General features: G+C 55.7%; 15 protein-coding genes. 8 read left to right on the forward strand and 7 right to left on the reverse strand.

Going from position 1 to position 16375, the window contains the following annotated elements:
- Positions 1–19 precede the first annotated feature (19 nt).
- Both ahpF and FFI90_RS08010 read left to right on the forward strand, forming a co-directional pair.
- On the forward strand, positions 20–1585 hold the full coding sequence (ahpF, locus tag FFI90_RS08005; protein ID WP_144777427.1) for an alkyl hydroperoxide reductase subunit F: 1566 nt from the start codon (positions 20–22) through the stop codon (positions 1583–1585).
- A gap of 206 nt (positions 1586–1791) precedes the next feature.
- Positions 1792–3006 (forward strand): ABC transporter substrate-binding protein, encoded by a 1215-nt coding sequence (locus tag FFI90_RS08010; protein ID WP_246123437.1) that lies wholly within the window; start codon positions 1792–1794, stop codon positions 3004–3006.
- Here FFI90_RS08010 and FFI90_RS08015 read toward each other — a convergent pair.
- From FFI90_RS08015 to FFI90_RS08025, 3 genes are all read right to left on the reverse strand, one after another.
- Positions 2934–3602 carry a transglutaminase-like domain-containing protein gene (locus tag FFI90_RS08015; protein ID WP_144777429.1) on the reverse strand — a complete coding sequence of 223 codons (669 nt, stop codon included), beginning with the start codon at positions 3600–3602 and terminating at the stop codon, positions 2934–2936. The two genes, FFI90_RS08010 and FFI90_RS08015, sit on opposite strands and share 73 nt — an antisense overlap.
- A 111-nt stretch (positions 3603–3713) precedes the next feature.
- Positions 3714–4448 carry a TrmH family RNA methyltransferase gene (locus FFI90_RS08020; protein WP_144777431.1) on the reverse strand — a complete coding sequence of 245 codons (735 nt, stop codon included), beginning with the start codon at positions 4446–4448 and terminating at the stop codon, positions 3714–3716.
- Positions 4445–6082, reverse strand: coding sequence for an NAD(P)/FAD-dependent oxidoreductase (locus tag FFI90_RS08025; protein ID WP_144777432.1), 1638 nt, complete (start codon positions 6080–6082; stop codon positions 4445–4447). The genes FFI90_RS08020 and FFI90_RS08025 overlap by 4 nt, the downstream gene beginning before the upstream one ends.
- A 183-nt stretch (positions 6083–6265) precedes the next feature.
- Here FFI90_RS08025 and rlmE point away from each other — a divergent pair, with 183 nt between their 5' ends.
- Positions 6266–6886, forward strand: a complete 621-nt coding sequence (rlmE, locus tag FFI90_RS08030) for a 23S rRNA (uridine(2552)-2'-O)-methyltransferase RlmE (protein ID WP_144777433.1) — start codon at positions 6266–6268, stop codon at positions 6884–6886.
- Positions 6887–6912: 26 nt separating this feature from the next.
- Here rlmE and FFI90_RS08035 read toward each other — a convergent pair whose 3' ends face one another.
- Positions 6913–7941 (reverse strand): histone deacetylase family protein, encoded by a 1029-nt coding sequence (locus FFI90_RS08035; protein WP_144777434.1) that lies wholly within the window; start codon positions 7939–7941, stop codon positions 6913–6915.
- 159 nt (positions 7942–8100) lie between these two features.
- On the opposite strand from FFI90_RS08035, the gene FFI90_RS08040 reads away from it, so the two are divergent.
- Both FFI90_RS08040 and FFI90_RS08045 read left to right on the forward strand, forming a co-directional pair.
- Entirely contained in the window at positions 8101–8391 is a 291-nt protein-coding gene (locus tag FFI90_RS08040) for an encapsulin-associated ferritin-like protein (RefSeq protein WP_144777435.1), read from the forward strand.
- Positions 8392–8601: 210 nt separating this feature from the next.
- Positions 8602–10128 carry a flavin-containing monooxygenase gene (locus FFI90_RS08045; RefSeq protein WP_144777437.1) on the forward strand — a complete coding sequence of 509 codons (1527 nt, stop codon included), beginning with the start codon at positions 8602–8604 and terminating at the stop codon, positions 10126–10128.
- Positions 10129–10168: 40 nt separating this feature from the next.
- Here the strand turns inward: FFI90_RS08045 and FFI90_RS08050 are convergent, their stop codons facing one another.
- The gene (locus FFI90_RS08050) at positions 10169–11254 is read right to left on the reverse strand and encodes a transporter substrate-binding domain-containing protein (protein WP_246123439.1); all 1086 of its coding nucleotides are present in this window, start codon (positions 11252–11254) and stop codon (positions 10169–10171) included.
- A 178-nt stretch (positions 11255–11432) separates the two neighbouring features.
- Here FFI90_RS08050 and FFI90_RS08055 point away from each other — a divergent pair, with 178 nt between their 5' ends.
- From FFI90_RS08055 to FFI90_RS08065, 3 genes are all read left to right on the forward strand, one after another.
- The gene (locus tag FFI90_RS08055; protein ID WP_144777439.1) at positions 11433–11888 is read left to right on the forward strand and encodes a DUF302 domain-containing protein; all 456 of its coding nucleotides are present in this window, start codon (positions 11433–11435) and stop codon (positions 11886–11888) included.
- A 120-nt stretch (positions 11889–12008) separates the two neighbouring features.
- Positions 12009–13313, forward strand: a complete 1305-nt coding sequence (locus FFI90_RS08060) for a hypothetical protein (RefSeq protein ID WP_144777441.1) — start codon at positions 12009–12011, stop codon at positions 13311–13313.
- Positions 13314–13560: 247 nt separating this feature from the next.
- Complete coding sequence (locus FFI90_RS08065; protein ID WP_144777443.1) at positions 13561–14874, forward strand: DEAD/DEAH box helicase; 1314 nt, start codon at positions 13561–13563, stop codon at positions 14872–14874.
- Positions 14875–14954: 80 nt separating this feature from the next.
- On the opposite strand, the gene FFI90_RS08070 is transcribed toward FFI90_RS08065, so the two are convergent.
- Positions 14955–15614 carry an OmpW/AlkL family protein gene (locus tag FFI90_RS08070; protein WP_144777445.1) on the reverse strand — a complete coding sequence of 220 codons (660 nt, stop codon included), beginning with the start codon at positions 15612–15614 and terminating at the stop codon, positions 14955–14957.
- A gap of 157 nt (positions 15615–15771) precedes the next feature.
- On the reverse strand, positions 15772–16242 hold the full coding sequence (locus FFI90_RS08075) for a winged helix-turn-helix transcriptional regulator (RefSeq protein WP_144777447.1): 471 nt from the start codon (positions 16240–16242) through the stop codon (positions 15772–15774).
- Between the last annotated feature and the right edge of the window lie 133 nt (positions 16243–16375).

The raw sequence follows: 16375 nt of genomic DNA on the forward strand, positions 1-16375 counted from the left end.
CTTACAGGGGAATCGTTACATGTTGGATGCCAATATCAAGCAGCAACTGAAAGCCTACATGGAAAAATTGCAGCAGCCAATTGAGATAGTTGCTGCCTATGATGACGGTGATAAGTCCCAGGAGCTGAGACAGCTTCTGGAAGAAATCGAGCCGATGTCCGAGAAGATCAGTCTGCGCACGGAAGAATCGACGGACGTGCGTCGCCCGTCTTTTGCTATAAACCGCGTGGGCACTGACATGGGTGTTCGCTTCGCGGGCATTCCCATGGGCCATGAGTTTACGTCTCTGGTTCTGGCCTTGCTTCAAGTGGGCGGCCATCCATCCAAGGCGTCGCAGGACGTAATCGAGCAAATTCAGCAGTTGGACGGCAACTTCGAGTTTGAGACCTACTTCTCGCTTTCATGCCAGAACTGTCCTGACGTGGTCCAGGCTCTGAACCTGATGAGCGTTCTGAACCCGGGCGTGCGTCACACGGCGATAGACGGAGCCCTGTTCCAGGACGAAGTGGAAAAGCGCGAAATCATGTCTGTACCCAGCGTTTACCTGAATGGTGAGCCTTGGGGGCAGGGCCGTATGACCCTGGAAGAAATTGTGGCCAGGCTGGATACCAAATCCGACGAGAAAGAGGCCGAGAGGATCAACCAGAAAGATACCTTTGAGGTTTTGGTGATCGGTGGCGGTCCGGCTGGCTCCGCAGCGGCTATTTACGCAGCTCGTAAAGGCATTTCCACTGGCTTGGCAGCTGATCGTTTCGGCGGGCAGGTAGCGGATACCATGAGTATCGAAAACCTGATTTCTGTGCCCTACACCGAGGGCCCGAAGCTGGTTGCAGCCATGGAACAACACGTTAAAGAATACGACGTGGACATCATGAACATGCAACACGCAGAAAAGCTGATTCCGGCTACCAAGCGCGGAATGCCCCATGAGATTCGCCTGGCGAACGGTGCGTCGCTCAAGGCCCGTACGGTTGTGCTTTCCACTGGCGCTCGCTGGCGCCCTCTGGGTGTTCCAGGCGAAGATGAATACCGCAACAAAGGCGTGGCTTACTGCCCGCACTGTGACGGCCCGTTGTTCAAGGGCAAGCATGTTGCGGTGATTGGCGGCGGTAACTCCGGTGTAGAAGCGGCGATCGACCTGGCAGGCATTGTGGGCCATGTGACGTTAATCGAGTTTGGAGCTGAATTGCGCGCAGACGATGTGCTGCAGAAAAAGCTGCGCAGCCTCAACAATGTGGACATTATTACGTCTGGCCAAACCACTGAAGTGGTTGGTGAAAACGGAAGGGTGAATGGCCTGAACTACACAGACCGCAACACCGGTGAAAACCACCATGTGGCTCTGGAAGGCGTGTTTATTCAGATCGGTCTGGTGCCCAACACTGAATGGTTGAAAGGCGATATCGAGCTGAGCCAGCACGGTGAAATCATCATTAACGACCGTAACGAAACCTCAATTCCGGGAGTTTTTGCGGCCGGCGACGCCACCACGGTGCCTTACAAGCAGATTGTGATTTCCATGGGCGAAGGCTCGAAAGCCGCACTGAGTGCGTTTGACTTCCTGATTCGCAATTCTGTGGATTAAAGCGAGAGCGCTACAGAGCAAAGCTGAAAGGGTGCTGGAGAGATCCTGCGCCCTTTTCTGGTATAGGCGCTTCCTTCTTTCCTCAACAGAGTTTGTGAAATGAGGCATTCATTCGGATTTGCTGCTTGCGTGGGCTTGCGCTGCTCGGTAATTTAGGCGCATCTATTTGATATCGTTGCAGGACTGCATGGAGGGTGAGTGTTTATATGGTGCATCGCCTAGCCCTGCTGCTGATTTTTTTTCTGTTTCTCTTAATGGGCTTTTTCCATATGGTACGGGTGGCCCAGGCCAACCCGGGCCCCAGTGTTGTGTTTTTGTCGCCGGATGACTCCCGTTTCTGGTACCTGGTTTCGGAGTTCATGGTGGAAGTGGCAGCCGACCTGGATCTGAATCTTGAGGTCCTGTTCGACCATGACAGCCACCGGTACAGCTATCTTCGTATCGCCGAAGACGTGCTCGGACGTGAAAACAAACCGGATTACCTTGTGTTCATGTTCAAGGAGCAGGTATCTACCCGGATGCTCACATACGCGAATGAGATGGGCGTCAAGGTGTTCACGATCGATACGGGAGTTCCGGCTGCTACCAAGGCCTCCGTCGGGGGGCCAAGAGAAACGCTTCCGAACTGGATTGGGCATTTGGCACCTGACAACGTTGGTGCCGGCCGCACGCTAACAACCATTCTTGAGCAGCAGGCACAACGTTTGGGCTTGGCCGGGCCAGGGCAGTCGCTGCCGCTCGTCGCGCTCTCGGGAACACTGGATTCGTCTGCCGCCAAGGACCGGCAGCAGGGGCTTGTAGACGCTGCTAGTGCCAATCGAAGCTATATCTTGCAGCTGGTGGATGCAGAATGGAGCCGTAAATTGGCAAAGACAAAAACGCGTGTATTGCTAAAGCGCTATCCGCAGGTTGCGGCAATCTGGAGTGCCAGTGACGGCATGGCGCTGGGTGCTATTGACGCGGCGAAGCAGGCGGGAAAACGTCCCGGTGAAGATGTTCTGGTCGGTGGTGTGGATTGGGAGCCCGAGGCTCTTGAGGCGATCCGGAGCGGTGAGTTGGCTGTCAGTCTTGGTCGCCATTTTATGGGTGGCGGGCTGGCCCTCCTGTTGCTGCACGATTATCACCATGGGTTCGACTTTTCGGACGATACATCCCCTCCGGTACTCAGCTACCAGCTTAAACCTGCCACCATCGATAACGTCGACATCGTAGAGAAGATTATGGAGCCGGAACACTGGCGAAACGTGGATTTTCGTCGTTTCAGCCGCGTGGTTGATGTTGGGGAACCTGGCGCCCGGCAAAGCGCCGATGACCTGATGGACGGGTTCACCAATGCTCTCGTTGCGGCTTACTCTAGATCAGCTTCCAAGCTATCGGTCGGTGCCCGTGCGGGCTCATCGCCCGATTCGGGGAACAAATGAGAATAAGCGTTCCGTATTCCAGATAAAATAAAATCGTGGGGGACGTCGTGGAAAACCCCATGATCGTTCACGTATTCCATGTGTGCTTCCCCTGCCTCGGTGTATTCCTGAAAAATGGAGTCGTTCACACCGTCGAACTCCAGTGGCTCTACGTTCATTAGTTCGCACAGCTGCTTGTTGAAAGCAGGGGTGGCCTTCACCCAGCGGCCGTTGAGATAAAGCTCGATAAACCCATGCATGCGGAAAATGTCCGAGCGCAGCCATTCGATCAGCTTTGGGCTTGAGAGGTGATTGCGCACATCGGCGAGACCCAAGCGGCTGGGTATACCAATTGATCTTGCCGCTGCGCCAAGCAATACAGCTTTTGGAATGCAGTAGCTTTCGCCGGTTTTGAGCGCATAGCTGGCGCTGAAGGTTTCGGGTTCGGGGCGGAAAACGTAGGGGTTGTAGCTCACGTTGTCCCGGGCTGCCAGATACAGGGCCTTCGCCTGCTCTACCTTATTTTCGGGTACGCCCTCCAGCCGGGCCGCAATCCAGGCTTTCAGTTCGGGCTGGTTGTAGTCAAAAAATTCAGTTGGCTGGAGGTAGTGTTCCATTGTTGTTGTCTATCCAGTTAGGGAACAGACCCCGGATCATCGCTGATTAGCAAGCTACAGGCAATGGCGATAACGACCACGGTGATTGCCGAAATGCATCATGCTTGCCGGTCAGCCGCCCCGAAACAGCTCATAAGCACACATGTTGACTGCGGAAGCCAAATTAAGTGACTCGATTTCGCCTTTGCCCGGGATGGTGTAAGGCGTTGCGCCCAGCTGGGCCAGTGCTTCCGGCGGAACGCCGCGGGCTTCGTTACCAAACAGGTAGCAGTCGTGCTGGTGGAATGATTCTGCTGTGAGTTTGTCCCCGTTCAGGTCCAGACAGGCAACCGAGTGGTAACGGCTGCTCAAGCTGCCCAAGGGCACCTCTGTTTCCAGCGGTACGTGGAAGATAGCGCCCATGCTGGCGCGCACCACTTTCGGGTTGTATGGGTCTACACTGCCGGGGCTTAGCAGGCAGCGAAAACCGCCAAACCAGGCCAGAGTGCGTAAAATTGTTCCGAGGTTGCCAGGGTCCTGAACCTCATGCAGGTAAACCGCTTTTTCGCCGGGTTTCGATGCAGGCTCAATGTCTTTGTCCGGCATGGGCACTACGGCGAGAATCCCCTGGGGCGTTTGGGTATCGGCGAGCAGAGCCATCTGGCGCTCGTTGACATGATGGGTTCTGAACGAGCTTGGCCAATGCTCATACGCACCGGTTACATACAGCTCGGCCGCGTTCAGCTCGGGCTGGCGCATCGCAGCTTTCTGCAGTTCCAGCACCAGGTGTTCGCCTTCAACCAGATAGTGGCCCAACGCCTGACGGTATTTTTTCTGGTGCAGTTTTTTGATGTCCTCCAGCTTCACGATGGGGCTCCGCTGTTCGTGTCCAGATCTTCCAGCATGGCCAGGGCCAGTGCTTCGGCCACCTTGATGCCGTCTACGCCGGCCGAAAGAATGCCACCGGCATAGCCTGCGCCTTCGCCTGCCGGATAAAGGCCGCGAGTATTCAGGCTTTGCAGACTGGTGCGATCGCGGGTGATGCGCACCGGTGAGGACGTGCGGGTTTCGATGCCGGTCAGGATGGCGTCCTTCCGGTCAAAGCCCCGGATCTGCTTGCCGAAAGCCGGCAATGCCTCGCGAATGGCTTCGATGGCATACGCCGGCAGGGAAGGCGCCAGGTCCCCCAGTTTGATGCCGGGCTTGTAGGACGGCTCGACGTCGCCCAACTCGGTGGAGGGTTTGCGTTTGATGAAATCTCCCACCAGCTGGGCAGGCGCGCAGTAATCACTGCCGCCGAGCGTATAGGCCAGGGACTCCAGGGCCTCCTGAAATTCCACTCCGGCCAGCGGGCCGCCTGGAAAGTCTTCTTCGGGATGCACGGCCACTACAATGCCGGCATTGGCGTTGCGCTCATTGCGGGAATACTGGCTCATGCCGTTGGTGACAACCCGCTCGGGTTCGGAGGTCGCAGCCACCACCGTGCCTCCCGGGCACATGCAGAAACTGTAGACTGCGCGCCCGTTGCTCGCGTGGTACACCAGTTTGTAGTCCGCTGCGCCCAAGGCGGGGTGTCCGGCGTATTTGCCCAGGCGAGCGTTGTCGATAAGCGATTGCGGGTGCTCGATACGAAAGCCGATGGCAAAGGGTTTGGCTTCAATAAACACATCGTTGCGCTGGAGCATGCGAAAGGTATCGCGCGCGCTGTGACCGAGCGCCAGAATCACATACCGGCTATCCAGGCGCTCGCCGCTGGCCAACTCTACGCCTTCAACGCGGCCATTGCGGGTGCGCAGGTTAGTGACCTTGCTTTCAAAGCGGATCTCGCCACCGAGGCGGATAATTTCCTCACGCATGGTGGCTACCACGCCGGTCAGCCTGAAGGTGCCGATGTGGGGTTTGCTGACATACATAATTTCTTCGGCGGCACCGGCACGGATAAATTCACGCATCACTTGGCGGCCGTAGAACTTCGGATCTTTGATCTGGCTGTAAAGCTTGCCGTCCGAGAACAGGCCCGCACCGCCTTCACCAAACTGCACGTTGGATTCCGGTGACAGCTGCTTTTTCCGCCACAAGGCCCAGGTGTCCTTGGTGCGACGGCGTACGTCAGTGCCGCGCTCCAGCACAATGGGCCGGAACCCCATTTGGGCCAGAATCAGGGCGGCAAACAGGCCACACGGGCCGAACCCGATCACCACCGGGCGTTCGGTGAGGCCAGCGGGTGCCTGTGCGACCGGGTAATAAGCGGTATCCGGTGCCGGCCGCACGTGCTGATCTTTTTCAAAGCGGGCCAGAATGGCGTCTTCGTTGCGCGCCTTCAGATCAACAATGTAAACGAACTTGATCTCGGTGTTTTTCTTGCGGGCATCGTAGCTGCGCTTGAACACGGTGAACTCCGCCAGATCGGCGTCGGCAATGCCCAGACGCTCGATAATAGCGGCTCTCAAGGCACTTTCGGGATGCTCCAGCGGCAGCGCCAGTTCGGTAAGGCGGATCATAATCAGTCCTGCGCGGCTCTGGCCGCCGATGGCGGGCTGGTTGCCGGGTATAAAGAAATCGGAAAATGTTGCGGCAATTGTACGTGCGCCCGGCCCGGATGTCAGGGTTTTGCCGGAAGGGCGCGCGACACGTACAATGAAGCCTTGATTGCCCCTTTTTGACGACCCTTTTTAAGAGCCCCTATGGCCCGATCCAAAAGCAGTAACCGTTGGCTTGAAGAGCACGTGAACGACCCCTTCGTGAAACAGGCGCAGGTCGACGGCTATCGCTCACGGGCCAGCTACAAACTTCTTGAAATCAACAAGAAGGACCGGCTGATTCACCCCAACATGGTGGTAATGGATCTCGGCTCTGCTCCGGGTGGCTGGTCGCAAGTGGCGGTTAATCTGGTGGGCCATAAGGGCAGGGTGCTGGCTTCTGACATACTGCCCATGGATGCCATTGCCGGTGTGGAGTTCATTCAGGGTGACTTTACTGAAAATTCGGTGTTTGAAGAAATCATGACAACTCTGGGCGATGGCCAGGTGGATGTGGTGATTTCCGATATGGCTCCGAATATCAGCGGGGTGACGGTTTCCGACCAGGCATCTTCGATGTATCTGGTAGAGTTGGCGCTGGATATGGCCAGCCAGGTGCTCAAACCCAAAGGCAGCTTTGTGGCCAAGGTGTTTCAGGGTGAAGGTTACGATGAGTATCTGAAAGCCGTCAGAGCCGTGTTCGATAAAGTTGTGACGCGAAAGCCGGACTCTTCCCGCTCTCGCTCCCGGGAAGTCTATATCGTTGGCAAGGGTTTCAAGGGCTGAACCGCATCCCGGCCAGCCCCGGTTAATCATTGGCCTTCGAAGCTCTTGAGCACGTTTACAACATTCACGCCAATGGCGTCCACATCGTACCCGCCTTCCATAGTGAATACTGTGGGCAGCCCCAGCTGTTCAATTCGTTTACCCAGAGACACGTAGTCTGCCGATTTCAGTTTAAAGAACGAGATCGGATCTTCTTCAAAGGTATCCACACCCAGAGCGATGACTAACGCGTCCGGCTGAAAGGCCGCAATGCGCTCGCAGGCGGTTTCGAGCCCCCGGCACCAAACGCTGTAGGGTGTTCCCGGAGGATAAACAATGTTGAGGTTATAGTCGTCACCTTCGCCTTCTCCGGTTTCATCTTCAAACCCGAGGAAGTGTGGGAAAACCAGGTCGGGATCGCCGTGCAGGCTGATGGTCAGTACATCGCTGCGATCATAGAAGATGGCCTGGGTGCCGTTACCGTGGTGGAAGTCCACATCCAGAATTGCAACCCGTTGGTAGCCCTGATCTCGAAACGCCTGCGCGGTGATAGCGGCGTTGTTGAAAAAACAGTAACCGCCAAACAGGTCGGCGTGGGCGTGGTGGCCAGGCGGCCGGCACAGGGCAAAGGCGGCGCGCTCGCCATTGGCGACGAGCTTCTGAGCGGACAGTGCAACGTTGGCAGAGGCACACACGGCTTCCCATGTGCCATCAGAGATCGAGGTTTCGGCCGCAAAACTGTAATAACCAAGCCGGCCGTCAATATCTTTGGGTACACGGGGCCGCATGCCACGGCCACACCACACAGCGGGGATAGCTTCGCCGGGCTTGCCTTCAGCCACCCAGTCAGCCCAACAGTGTTGCAGAAACGCTACATAATCTGCGTTGTGCACCCTTCTGACCGGATCAAGGCCAAACTCTTCCGGCTCGAGCACTTCACCAAGAACCTGGGATTTTACTCGCGCCAGAATGGTCTCTGCACGGGAGGGCTTCTCATGGGGCTCAATCAGAACACCGCCATCCAGTTCGGTTTTGACGGAGCGACGACTGTGCAGAGGTGAAAAAACGGTTTTCATGGAGTGGCTACCCGGGCTGTTTTGGCATCTGACTTTGCCACAGGAAGCGAAGTTGCTCAAATGGACGCCGGGTGTTTCAGCGGCTGTTTTTCGGTTATTGTCAAAGCGTATCATTGTGATAAAACGATACCTCACTGACCTGAAAATAAGGAACCCGTTATGGCGAACGACAGTTACCACGAACCGGTAGGCGAACTGACGGATGAAACCCGCGAAATGCATCGCGCGGTCAGTTCTCTGATGGAAGAATTTGAAGCGGTGGACTGGTACAACCAGCGAGTGGATGCCTGCAAGGATCCTGAATTGAAAGCGATTCTTGAACACAACCGCGATGAAGAAAAGGAACACGCAGCCATGGTGCTGGAATGGATTCGCCGCAAGGATCCTGTGATGGACAAGCACTTGCGCGAGTTCCTGTTTACTGAAGGTCCCATCGGCCACCACGACTGATCGGGCGGGCATGGTTTCTACACTGTGCCTCTTTGTCGATGCTTGCGCTGGCAGGGCAGCTGGTCAGGGAACTGGCCAATGCTGTCCGCAGACTGGCCCAAACAACCGCGACCTGAGAACGTGCAGGCCAATTTCGCCGGATACCCGGCTGCGCTATCTTGATTTCCAACGCGTTACCAGAATAACGACAGTGAAATTGAGAGATTGGTTATGAGCGAACAGCATTTTGACGTTTTGATCATTGGAGCCGGGGTGTCCGGCATCGGCATGGCCTGCCATCTGAAGCAAAAGTGCCCGGGCAAATCTTTCACCATTCTGGAGCGGCGCCAGTCACTCGGAGGCACCTGGGACTTGTTCCGCTATCCTGGCATTCGCTCGGATTCCGACATGTTTACCTTCGGCTACAATTTCCGCCCCTGGACAGGTGGCAAGGTGCTGGCGGACGGCGCTTCCATTAAAAATTACGTCAGTGAAACTGCAAAAGAACATGATGTTGAGCGGCATATTCGCTATGGTCTTTCGGTGCAAACCGCTGACTGGTCCAGCCTGGATAAATGCTGGAAACTGACTGCGGTGAATGAGGCGACTGGCGAGACGGAAGCCTATACCGCGAGCTTTCTGATCGGGTGTACCGGCTACTACAACTATGACCAGGGCTATAAACCGGATTTTCCCGGTGAGGCGGATTTCAAAGGCCAGATCGTTCATCCGCAGCATTGGCCCGAATCCCTGGATTACGCCAGCAAGAAGGTGGTGGTTATCGGCAGCGGTGCAACGGCGATTACACTGGTGCCAACCATGGCCGAGAAAGCGGGCCATGTGACCATGTTGCAGCGCTCACCGACCTACCTGATGCCGCTGCCCTCAACGGACAAAATGGCACTCACCCTGCAGAAGGCATTGCCCGCCAGAGCTGCTTATCGGCTGACCCGGGCTCGCAACATCTCGATTTCCCGGTTTCTGTATCAGCGCTCCCGCAAAAGCCCGAAAGCTATGCGCCGCTTGTTCCTGAGCATTATCAAACGTCAGGTGGATGACCAGACCAACATGCGTCATTTCACGCCAGACTATAATCCCTGGGATCAGCGTCTGTGTGTGGTAAAAGATGGCGACCTGTTCAAAGCAATGAAAGCGGGCCGGGCGTCGATTGCGACCGATCATATTGAGCGTTTCACCGAGACCGGTATTCAACTGAAGTCTGGTGAGCACCTGGATGCTGACATCATCATTCCGGCCACTGGCCTGGATATTCAGATGCTCGGTGGGATCAAGCCGAAGGTAGACGGCGAGGACGTCGTTCTGAAAGACAAGGTTGTCTACAAGAGTCTGATGGTTGAAGGCGTACCAAATGCGGGGATGATCTTTGGTTACACCAATATTTCCTGGACCCTGAAAGTGGATATCGCCAGTGAGTACCTGTGCCGCCTGATTAACCACATGGATCGGCGCGGGATTCGCGTGGCCGTGGCCAGAGATACCGGGAACAGTCTGGGTGAGGATACCGTAATGGGCTCACTGGACGCCGGTTACATCAAGCGCGCTGCTGATCGTCTTCCGCGCCAAGGCACACACGGCCCGTGGAAATCTTCTCAAAATTACCTGGAGGATGTAAAAACTCTGCGGTTTGACTCAATTGAAGACGGCTACATCGAGTTTGATGGCAGGCTGACCGCAAACCGGAAGGGCGAATCCCGTGGGTTTTTCCGGCCCCTGCGCTCGGCACTGTTTGGTGGCTGAGTAATTGCAGGAAGCAGTCTTTTCTGTGTCTTGCAACGAGTTATTTCTTGCCGAGATAAGCCGCCCGGATGCCTTCCCAGCTTTCGCCTTCTGTTACCCGGAGAACCTGCTGGGATATTGGCCCCCGAAGCGGGCTGTCATCCGGCAGCGCCAGTGCGTAAAGCTGCTCTGCAAACACCCCCGGGAGGACCGTCAGCTTTTGTTGGCCCAGCTGCAGGTTCCGATACTGCATCAGTGCGCGGTCATACACGATGGCATCGGTTTCGCCTTTGGCTACTGACACCATGGCGGACGTGAGATCCGGGTAAGTCTGGTAGCGAACCCGTTGTTCCTCCAGATAACGCTGGCTGGCGGTATTGGCAATGGTGGCCACCACTTTGCCGGGCAGATCATCCGCGCCCTGAATGCCCGAACGCAGGTTGCTTACGGTCAATGAAGAGGTAATGGCTGCGGTAAAGCTTGCCACCATGATCAAACCTGCGAACATCCAGACCAGGCCGATCAGCCGGCCTGCAAGTGATACCGGTGCCTTGTCACCGTAGCCCACCGTTGTCATGGTGACCGCCGCCCACCAGAAGCTTGAGCCAATACCCTCTGCAGTTGACCCCCCGAATTGCTCCGGGTTACGGCGTCGCTCAACCAGCCAAAGTAGAAAACCGACGCCCAACAACAGGGCGCCCAGGGCGAGTACCACGCTGAGAAACTTCCAGCTTATTAGCGCCTTAAGGCTGCTTAGTAGACTCGTTTCCGGCACGGGAGGAACAGCAATAGACAGGCCTGTCTGATAGAAAGGGTGGCTGAAATCGAAACGGGCTTCGCGGTCGGCCGTCATGGTCAAAGCACCGACCGCCACGTCGATATCACCGCTCTCTACGGCCCCGAGCAGCTCATTGAAGCTCAGGGGGACCCATTCAAACTCCCGCTCCATGCCTGCAGCAATATCTTCCCAGAGGTCGATGCTGATTCCCTCCCAGCGACCATCGTCTGTTTGCATGACAAACGGTGGAACCTTGGTGATGCCTATTTTCAGAGGCTGCTCCTGGGCGTGAATCTGGCTGGAGATACCCAACGCGAGTAAGAAAAGACACGACAGAATTCGTATAAACATAGCTGTGTTCAGCCCCACGGTGGGGCTGAGCTCCTTGTTGTCTGTTAGCGACCCTTTTTAAAGGCGAAACGCGGGAGGCCTACGTATTAACACGTAGTTAGATGAAATTATACTCCCCGATTGATTATCCGGATCGCTTGATAGGGTCTGATTGGTCTAGTATGAAGTTTGTACGTCGCCAAAAGGAACCCCCCCAATGAACGTCTTCAGGATTATTATTTTACCTCTCATTTTATTGCTGTGCTGGGGCGTGACCCAAGCCGCAGATGGCTTGGTTGTGGTGAAAAGTAACCACAGCGTAGCGGCTACCGCCGACAAGCTTGAAGCGGTTTTGAGTGAAAATGGCATGAAAATCATGAACAGGATCAATCATGCCGCCGGCGCCGAGTCAGCAGGTTTGGAACTGCGACCGACCGAGGTGGTGATTTTTGGTAACCCGAAAGTGGGAACACCCTTGATGCAGTGCGCGCAGAGTGTCGCAGTGGATCTGCCCCAGAAAGCTCTGATATGGGAGGATGAAGGTGGTCAGGTCTGGCTGGGTTACAACGACCCAGAATATCTGAAAACCAGGCATTCCATTGAAGGCTGTGACGCTGTGTTGGAAAAAGTGAGCGGTGCCCTTGCGAAATTCTCCAGCGCCGCAACCCGTTGACAGCGCAACCTTCAGACAAATAAAGCCACAAGCAAGCTACGGGTATCGCCATGGTTGCGGATACCCGGTAGTGCACTGAGCCCTTAGCTCCCCTGGTTTTGCCGTTTAGGAAGTGCATCCTTGCAGCCGATACGTTCCGCTTTAGCCTATATCGCCCTCATAGCCGCCATTCTTGCGTTGCTTCCCGGTATGGCAGGTCTTGGCGCCGGGGCGGTCAGCCTGGCTGTCGTTTTGGGGTGGCAGGACATGCGTCGTGTACCCAAGGCCGTTTTTCTCGTGGCGGGACTGGCGCTGGTGTTCGCTTTGGGGCGTGATCCTGGCCTGATCGGCGCGGCGGCGGGGAATATGAGCCGTCTTGCGGGGCTGGTACTGGCGGTGATGATCTTGTCCTCCGTGCTTGGTCGCACCAGTGACTTACAACAAATTTCCATCAGCCTGTTCGGAGGCAACCCAGTCGTTCGATACCTGAGTCTTGCATTCGGTACCTCGGTTGTTTCCATACCTCTGAATTTCGGTTCTGTGGCCATCGTCGGCAGCCTGGTGGGTGAGCGAGTTCGCAGCAACGGAGACTCGCCAGCTACTCGTAACGCGGCCCGTGCGGTTTTAAGAGGCTTTGGTGTATCGCCTACGTTTTCTCCGCTATCGATTTCTGTGGTGCTGACACTTACGCTTTTGCCTGGCCTCGGCAGCCTTGATTTGTTGTTATTTACCGTTCCGTTCTCGGCCGCGCTCGTTCTTTGCGGGCTGATCTGGCGTGAGTCAGAAAGCGTTCAGCAAATGGATGCCCCCGTGAACAAAGCTGGCGTGGCGCCCTGGTTACGATTTGGCACTCTCATCCTGGCTATCTGCGCTGGCGTGTTCCTGTTCAGTCAGCGGTATCAGCTCAGTTATGCCCATGCGGTTACGCTCAGTTGTATGGTTGCGGTGATTGGCGCGAGGTTATTGGCCTGGATACGTAAAACAAACCCACCCCTGGTTAATATGTCCAGCGTCAGCAATGAGTTGGCGATTGTGGGCGGGTCTGCGTTTCTTGGCTCGGTTATCAGCGGGGCAGTGTTGGGGCAGATCAGTGGGGATCCGACGTTGCCCAACTGGCTTTGGCCTGTGATCGCAGCCTGTGTACCCTGGGTTTTCTTTGCGGCCGGCCTGGCCGGCATTAACCCCATTGTAGTTGGTACCCTTGCAGGGGGCATTCTCGGAGCCATCTGGCCGGAAAGGGCGCTGCTTGGCTTGGGTATTGGCATGGTAACGGGGTGGGGGCTTACCGCTTTCGGTACGCCGTTTGCCGCCAATGCGCTTATTATGGAGCGTTTGACGGGCTATGCAGCCATGGATGCCTCATTCCGCTGGAATCTCCGGCTGTCCCTTGTCGGGCTGATTGCTGCCAGCCTGCTTGCCGCGGGTGTCACGGCGGTGAGGGTATAAGGCTACAATCCCCTATGGCTAATTCCGCAAGCCTCTGTTAAGGTTTGCCGCATCCTGCCTCTAGGGATTCCGCAGTTCCAGGCTTTGAGCCTTTTTGCGAACCATCCATACGACCTGTCAGAGGACGTCACCCCGATTACCGGCGCGTGACTGTAGTCGTCTTTTATTCCATGAATCTTCATGGCATCTGCCCACATTCGCCGAGAACGGTGTTCGTGGAGGCAGAACAATCAAGAGTTAATCCTATATGAGTTTTTCTTCACTCGGTCTTTCCGAGCAGCTGGTCCGTGCCACCGCCGACCAGGGTTACGATACCCCGTCTCCCATTCAGCTCCAGGCCATTCCTGCCGTACTTTCCGGTAAGGATGTTATGGCTGCAGCCCAGACGGGCACAGGCAAGACTGCGGGCTTTACACTGCCATTGCTGCAGCGCCTGGCGGATAAGCCTCGCACAGGTAAGGGCCCCCGCGTACTTATCCTGGCGCCCACACGGGAACTGGCCGCGCAGGTTCACGACAGCGTAAATCTTTACAGCAAATATGTTCCCACCAAGGCCGCTGTGGTTTTTGGTGGTGTAAAAATCAACCCGCAGATGATGAAGCTGCGCAAAGGCCTGGATGTGCTGGTTGCCACACCTGGCCGCTTGATGGATCTGTATCAGCAGAACGCTGTGAAGTTCAATGAAGTGGAAATCCTGGTGCTGGACGAAGCCGACCGCATGCTGGATATGGGCTTTATCCGTGACATCAAGAAGATTCTTGCGCTCTTGCCAGCCAAGCGTCAGAACCTGCTGTTCTCGGCGACTTTCTCCGGTGAGATTCGTGCGCTAGCTCAAGGACTGTTGAATAACCCGGTACAAATCGATGTGGCGGTCAGAAACACCACCGCTGAGACGGTAAAACAGTCTGTGTACGCTGTTGATCAGAGCCAGAAAACTGCGCTGTTGAGTAAGCTGGTTCGTGATAACAGCTGGGAACAGGTGCTGGTATTTACCCGCACCAAGCACGGCGCCAACCGCCTGACCCAGAAGTTGGAAAAAGACGGCATCACGGCAGCGGCCATACACGGCAATAAATCCCAGGGCGCCCGCACACGCGCTCTGGCAGACTTCAAGCAGGGCCAGGTGCGCGTACTGGTTGCCACTGATATCGCAGCCCGTGGTCTGGATATCAAACAGCTACCGCAAGTGGTTAACTTTGAGTTGCCTAACGTGCCGGAAGACTATGTGCACCGCATCGGCCGGACCGGCCGCGCTGGTGAAAGTGGCCACGCGTTGTCATTGGTAAGTGCCGATGAACTCAAGATGCTGGTAGGTATCGAGAAGCTGATCAAGAAGCAGCTGCCGCGCAAGGAAATGGAAGGTTTTGAGCCCAAGAACAATGTGGCGCTCAAACCGAAAGCCAAGGCGGATCCGAGCAAGGCTCGCAATCGCAGCGGTGGTAACGGTCGGCCGGCAGGTAAACCCCGCAGCTTTGGCGATAAGCCCGGCGGGCGTAGCGGGGGTCGTAGCCAGAGTGGCAATGGTCAGCGTGGACGTTCTGCCCAGAGCCAGACTTCATAAAGAGTGTTTGAAGCCTTTCAGGCAACAGGCAACTGATTAAACAATGCGGAGCTTCGGCTCCGCATTGTCGTTTTCGGGAATCAGAACTTGTAGGTGAAACCTACCATGTAGACCATGGGGTCGATCTCGACGTCGAATTCGTCCAGAGTTTCAACTTTTGCCGTGGTATCAATGTCTGCCCACCACACAGCTGCGTTCAAACCGAAGTTTTCACTAAGCATATAGTCCAGCCCGATTTCAGCAGCAACGCCTACGCTGTCATCCAGTTCGATATCCAGGCCGGATAGAGCGCCAGTAGTCTTTTCTTCAAAGAAGTTAGTGTAGTTCACACCCACGCCTACGAAAGGCTGTAGTGCGGACGAACTGTGCATCGGGAAATATTGCAGTGTCAGGGTTGGTGGCAGGTGCTTGGTTTCAGCAAGCTTGCCCGCTGCTTCAAGATCCCCGGCCCCGCTGATGTTGTGTTTGAACGGAGTCGCCCCCAACAGGCCCAGACCGATATTGCTTGTAAACATATAAGTTGCGCGAATACCGAGCTGAGTATTGGAATCCACTGCGACACGAGCATCGGTTCCGAGTGCGGGTAAGCCGCCAACAGTGATTGCATCGCTTGAATCATCCGGCGCCACGTGCACAGCACCTGCGCGCAGAATGAAATCACCGGCTTCGAAAGCCTGAGCGGCGGGTGCAACGGCCATAACGGCGGCTGCGATAACACTGAGTTTGAACGTACGGGACATATCTATCTCCTTAACCTGAATCGTTGTTGCGCCCAGATTAAAGGCCTCAGAGATAGGGAACTTGATATAGCGCAATAATCGCGAATGGATGATTTGAGTTAGCGCGACGGATTGACGCAACTCAAGAAATTGGTGAGCAGTGTATTTTTTCGGATTGTCACGCGGGGCTTTTTTTGCTGCCGGGCAAGTCGACGCCAGGCACAAACACGTCTCGTACCGTGATGGTTTCACCTTTCGCGTTTAGTACCTGAACGGTCTGGACAGGTTGCCCGGTTGCCCGATCGCGCAAATCCAGTGGTGACTCATCCGGTGCAGGGTTCCACTTGTCTCCCCACTGGCGCAGGGCAATAACCACCGGGAACAGATCCCGGCCTTTTTCGGTAAGCCGGTACTCGAAGCGGGACCCGTGCTCGCCAACTTCCACTTTTTTCAGCACCCCGTTGTCCACGAGGCGGGCAAGACGGTCGCACAGGATGTTCTTGGCGATACCCAGCTCCTGCTGAAAATCCACAAAACGCCTGGTGCCGTACATGGCGTGCAGCACTATAAGCAGCGACCACCAGTCCCCCACCTGATTCAGGGCGCGGGCGACGGAGCAATTGGAGTCATCAAAACGTTTTCTGGCCATGAGATGAAGTGTACAGAATAAGGTTGCATCTTAAAACCAGATTAAATAGAGTTGCGTTAAGAGACCAGATTAGTGAGGTAGCTATCAAGGCTACCGAGTCGCTGTAATCAACATCAATCGCTAACATCGATTC

The sequence above is a fragment of the Marinobacter maritimus genome (assembly GCF_007671675.1).
Taxonomy (GTDB): Bacteria; Pseudomonadota; Gammaproteobacteria; order Pseudomonadales; family Oleiphilaceae; genus Marinobacter; species Marinobacter maritimus.

Coding starts and splice junctions, on each gene's coding strand:
- ahpF (WP_144777427.1), top strand. CDS start 20: ATGTTGGATGCCAATATCAAGCAGCAACTGAAAGCCTACATGGAAAAA.
- FFI90_RS08010 (WP_246123437.1), top strand. CDS start 1,792: ATGGTGCATCGCCTAGCCCTGCTGCTGATTTTTTTTCTGTTTCTCTTA.
- FFI90_RS08015 (WP_144777429.1), bottom strand. CDS start 3,602: ATGGAACACTACCTCCAGCCAACTGAATTTTTTGACTACAACCAGCCC.
- FFI90_RS08025 (WP_144777432.1), bottom strand. CDS start 6,082: ATGATCCGCCTTACCGAACTGGCGCTGCCGCTGGAGCATCCCGAAAGT.
- rlmE (WP_144777433.1), top strand. CDS start 6,266: ATGGCCCGATCCAAAAGCAGTAACCGTTGGCTTGAAGAGCACGTGAAC.
- FFI90_RS08035 (WP_144777434.1), bottom strand. CDS start 7,941: ATGAAAACCGTTTTTTCACCTCTGCACAGTCGTCGCTCCGTCAAAACC.
- FFI90_RS08040 (WP_144777435.1), top strand. CDS start 8,101: ATGGCGAACGACAGTTACCACGAACCGGTAGGCGAACTGACGGATGAA.
- FFI90_RS08045 (WP_144777437.1), top strand. CDS start 8,602: ATGAGCGAACAGCATTTTGACGTTTTGATCATTGGAGCCGGGGTGTCC.
- FFI90_RS08055 (WP_144777439.1), top strand. CDS start 11,433: ATGAACGTCTTCAGGATTATTATTTTACCTCTCATTTTATTGCTGTGC.
- FFI90_RS08065 (WP_144777443.1), top strand. CDS start 13,561: ATGAGTTTTTCTTCACTCGGTCTTTCCGAGCAGCTGGTCCGTGCCACC.
- FFI90_RS08070 (WP_144777445.1), bottom strand. CDS start 15,614: ATGTCCCGTACGTTCAAACTCAGTGTTATCGCAGCCGCCGTTATGGCC.
- FFI90_RS08075 (WP_144777447.1), bottom strand. CDS start 16,242: ATGGCCAGAAAACGTTTTGATGACTCCAATTGCTCCGTCGCCCGCGCC.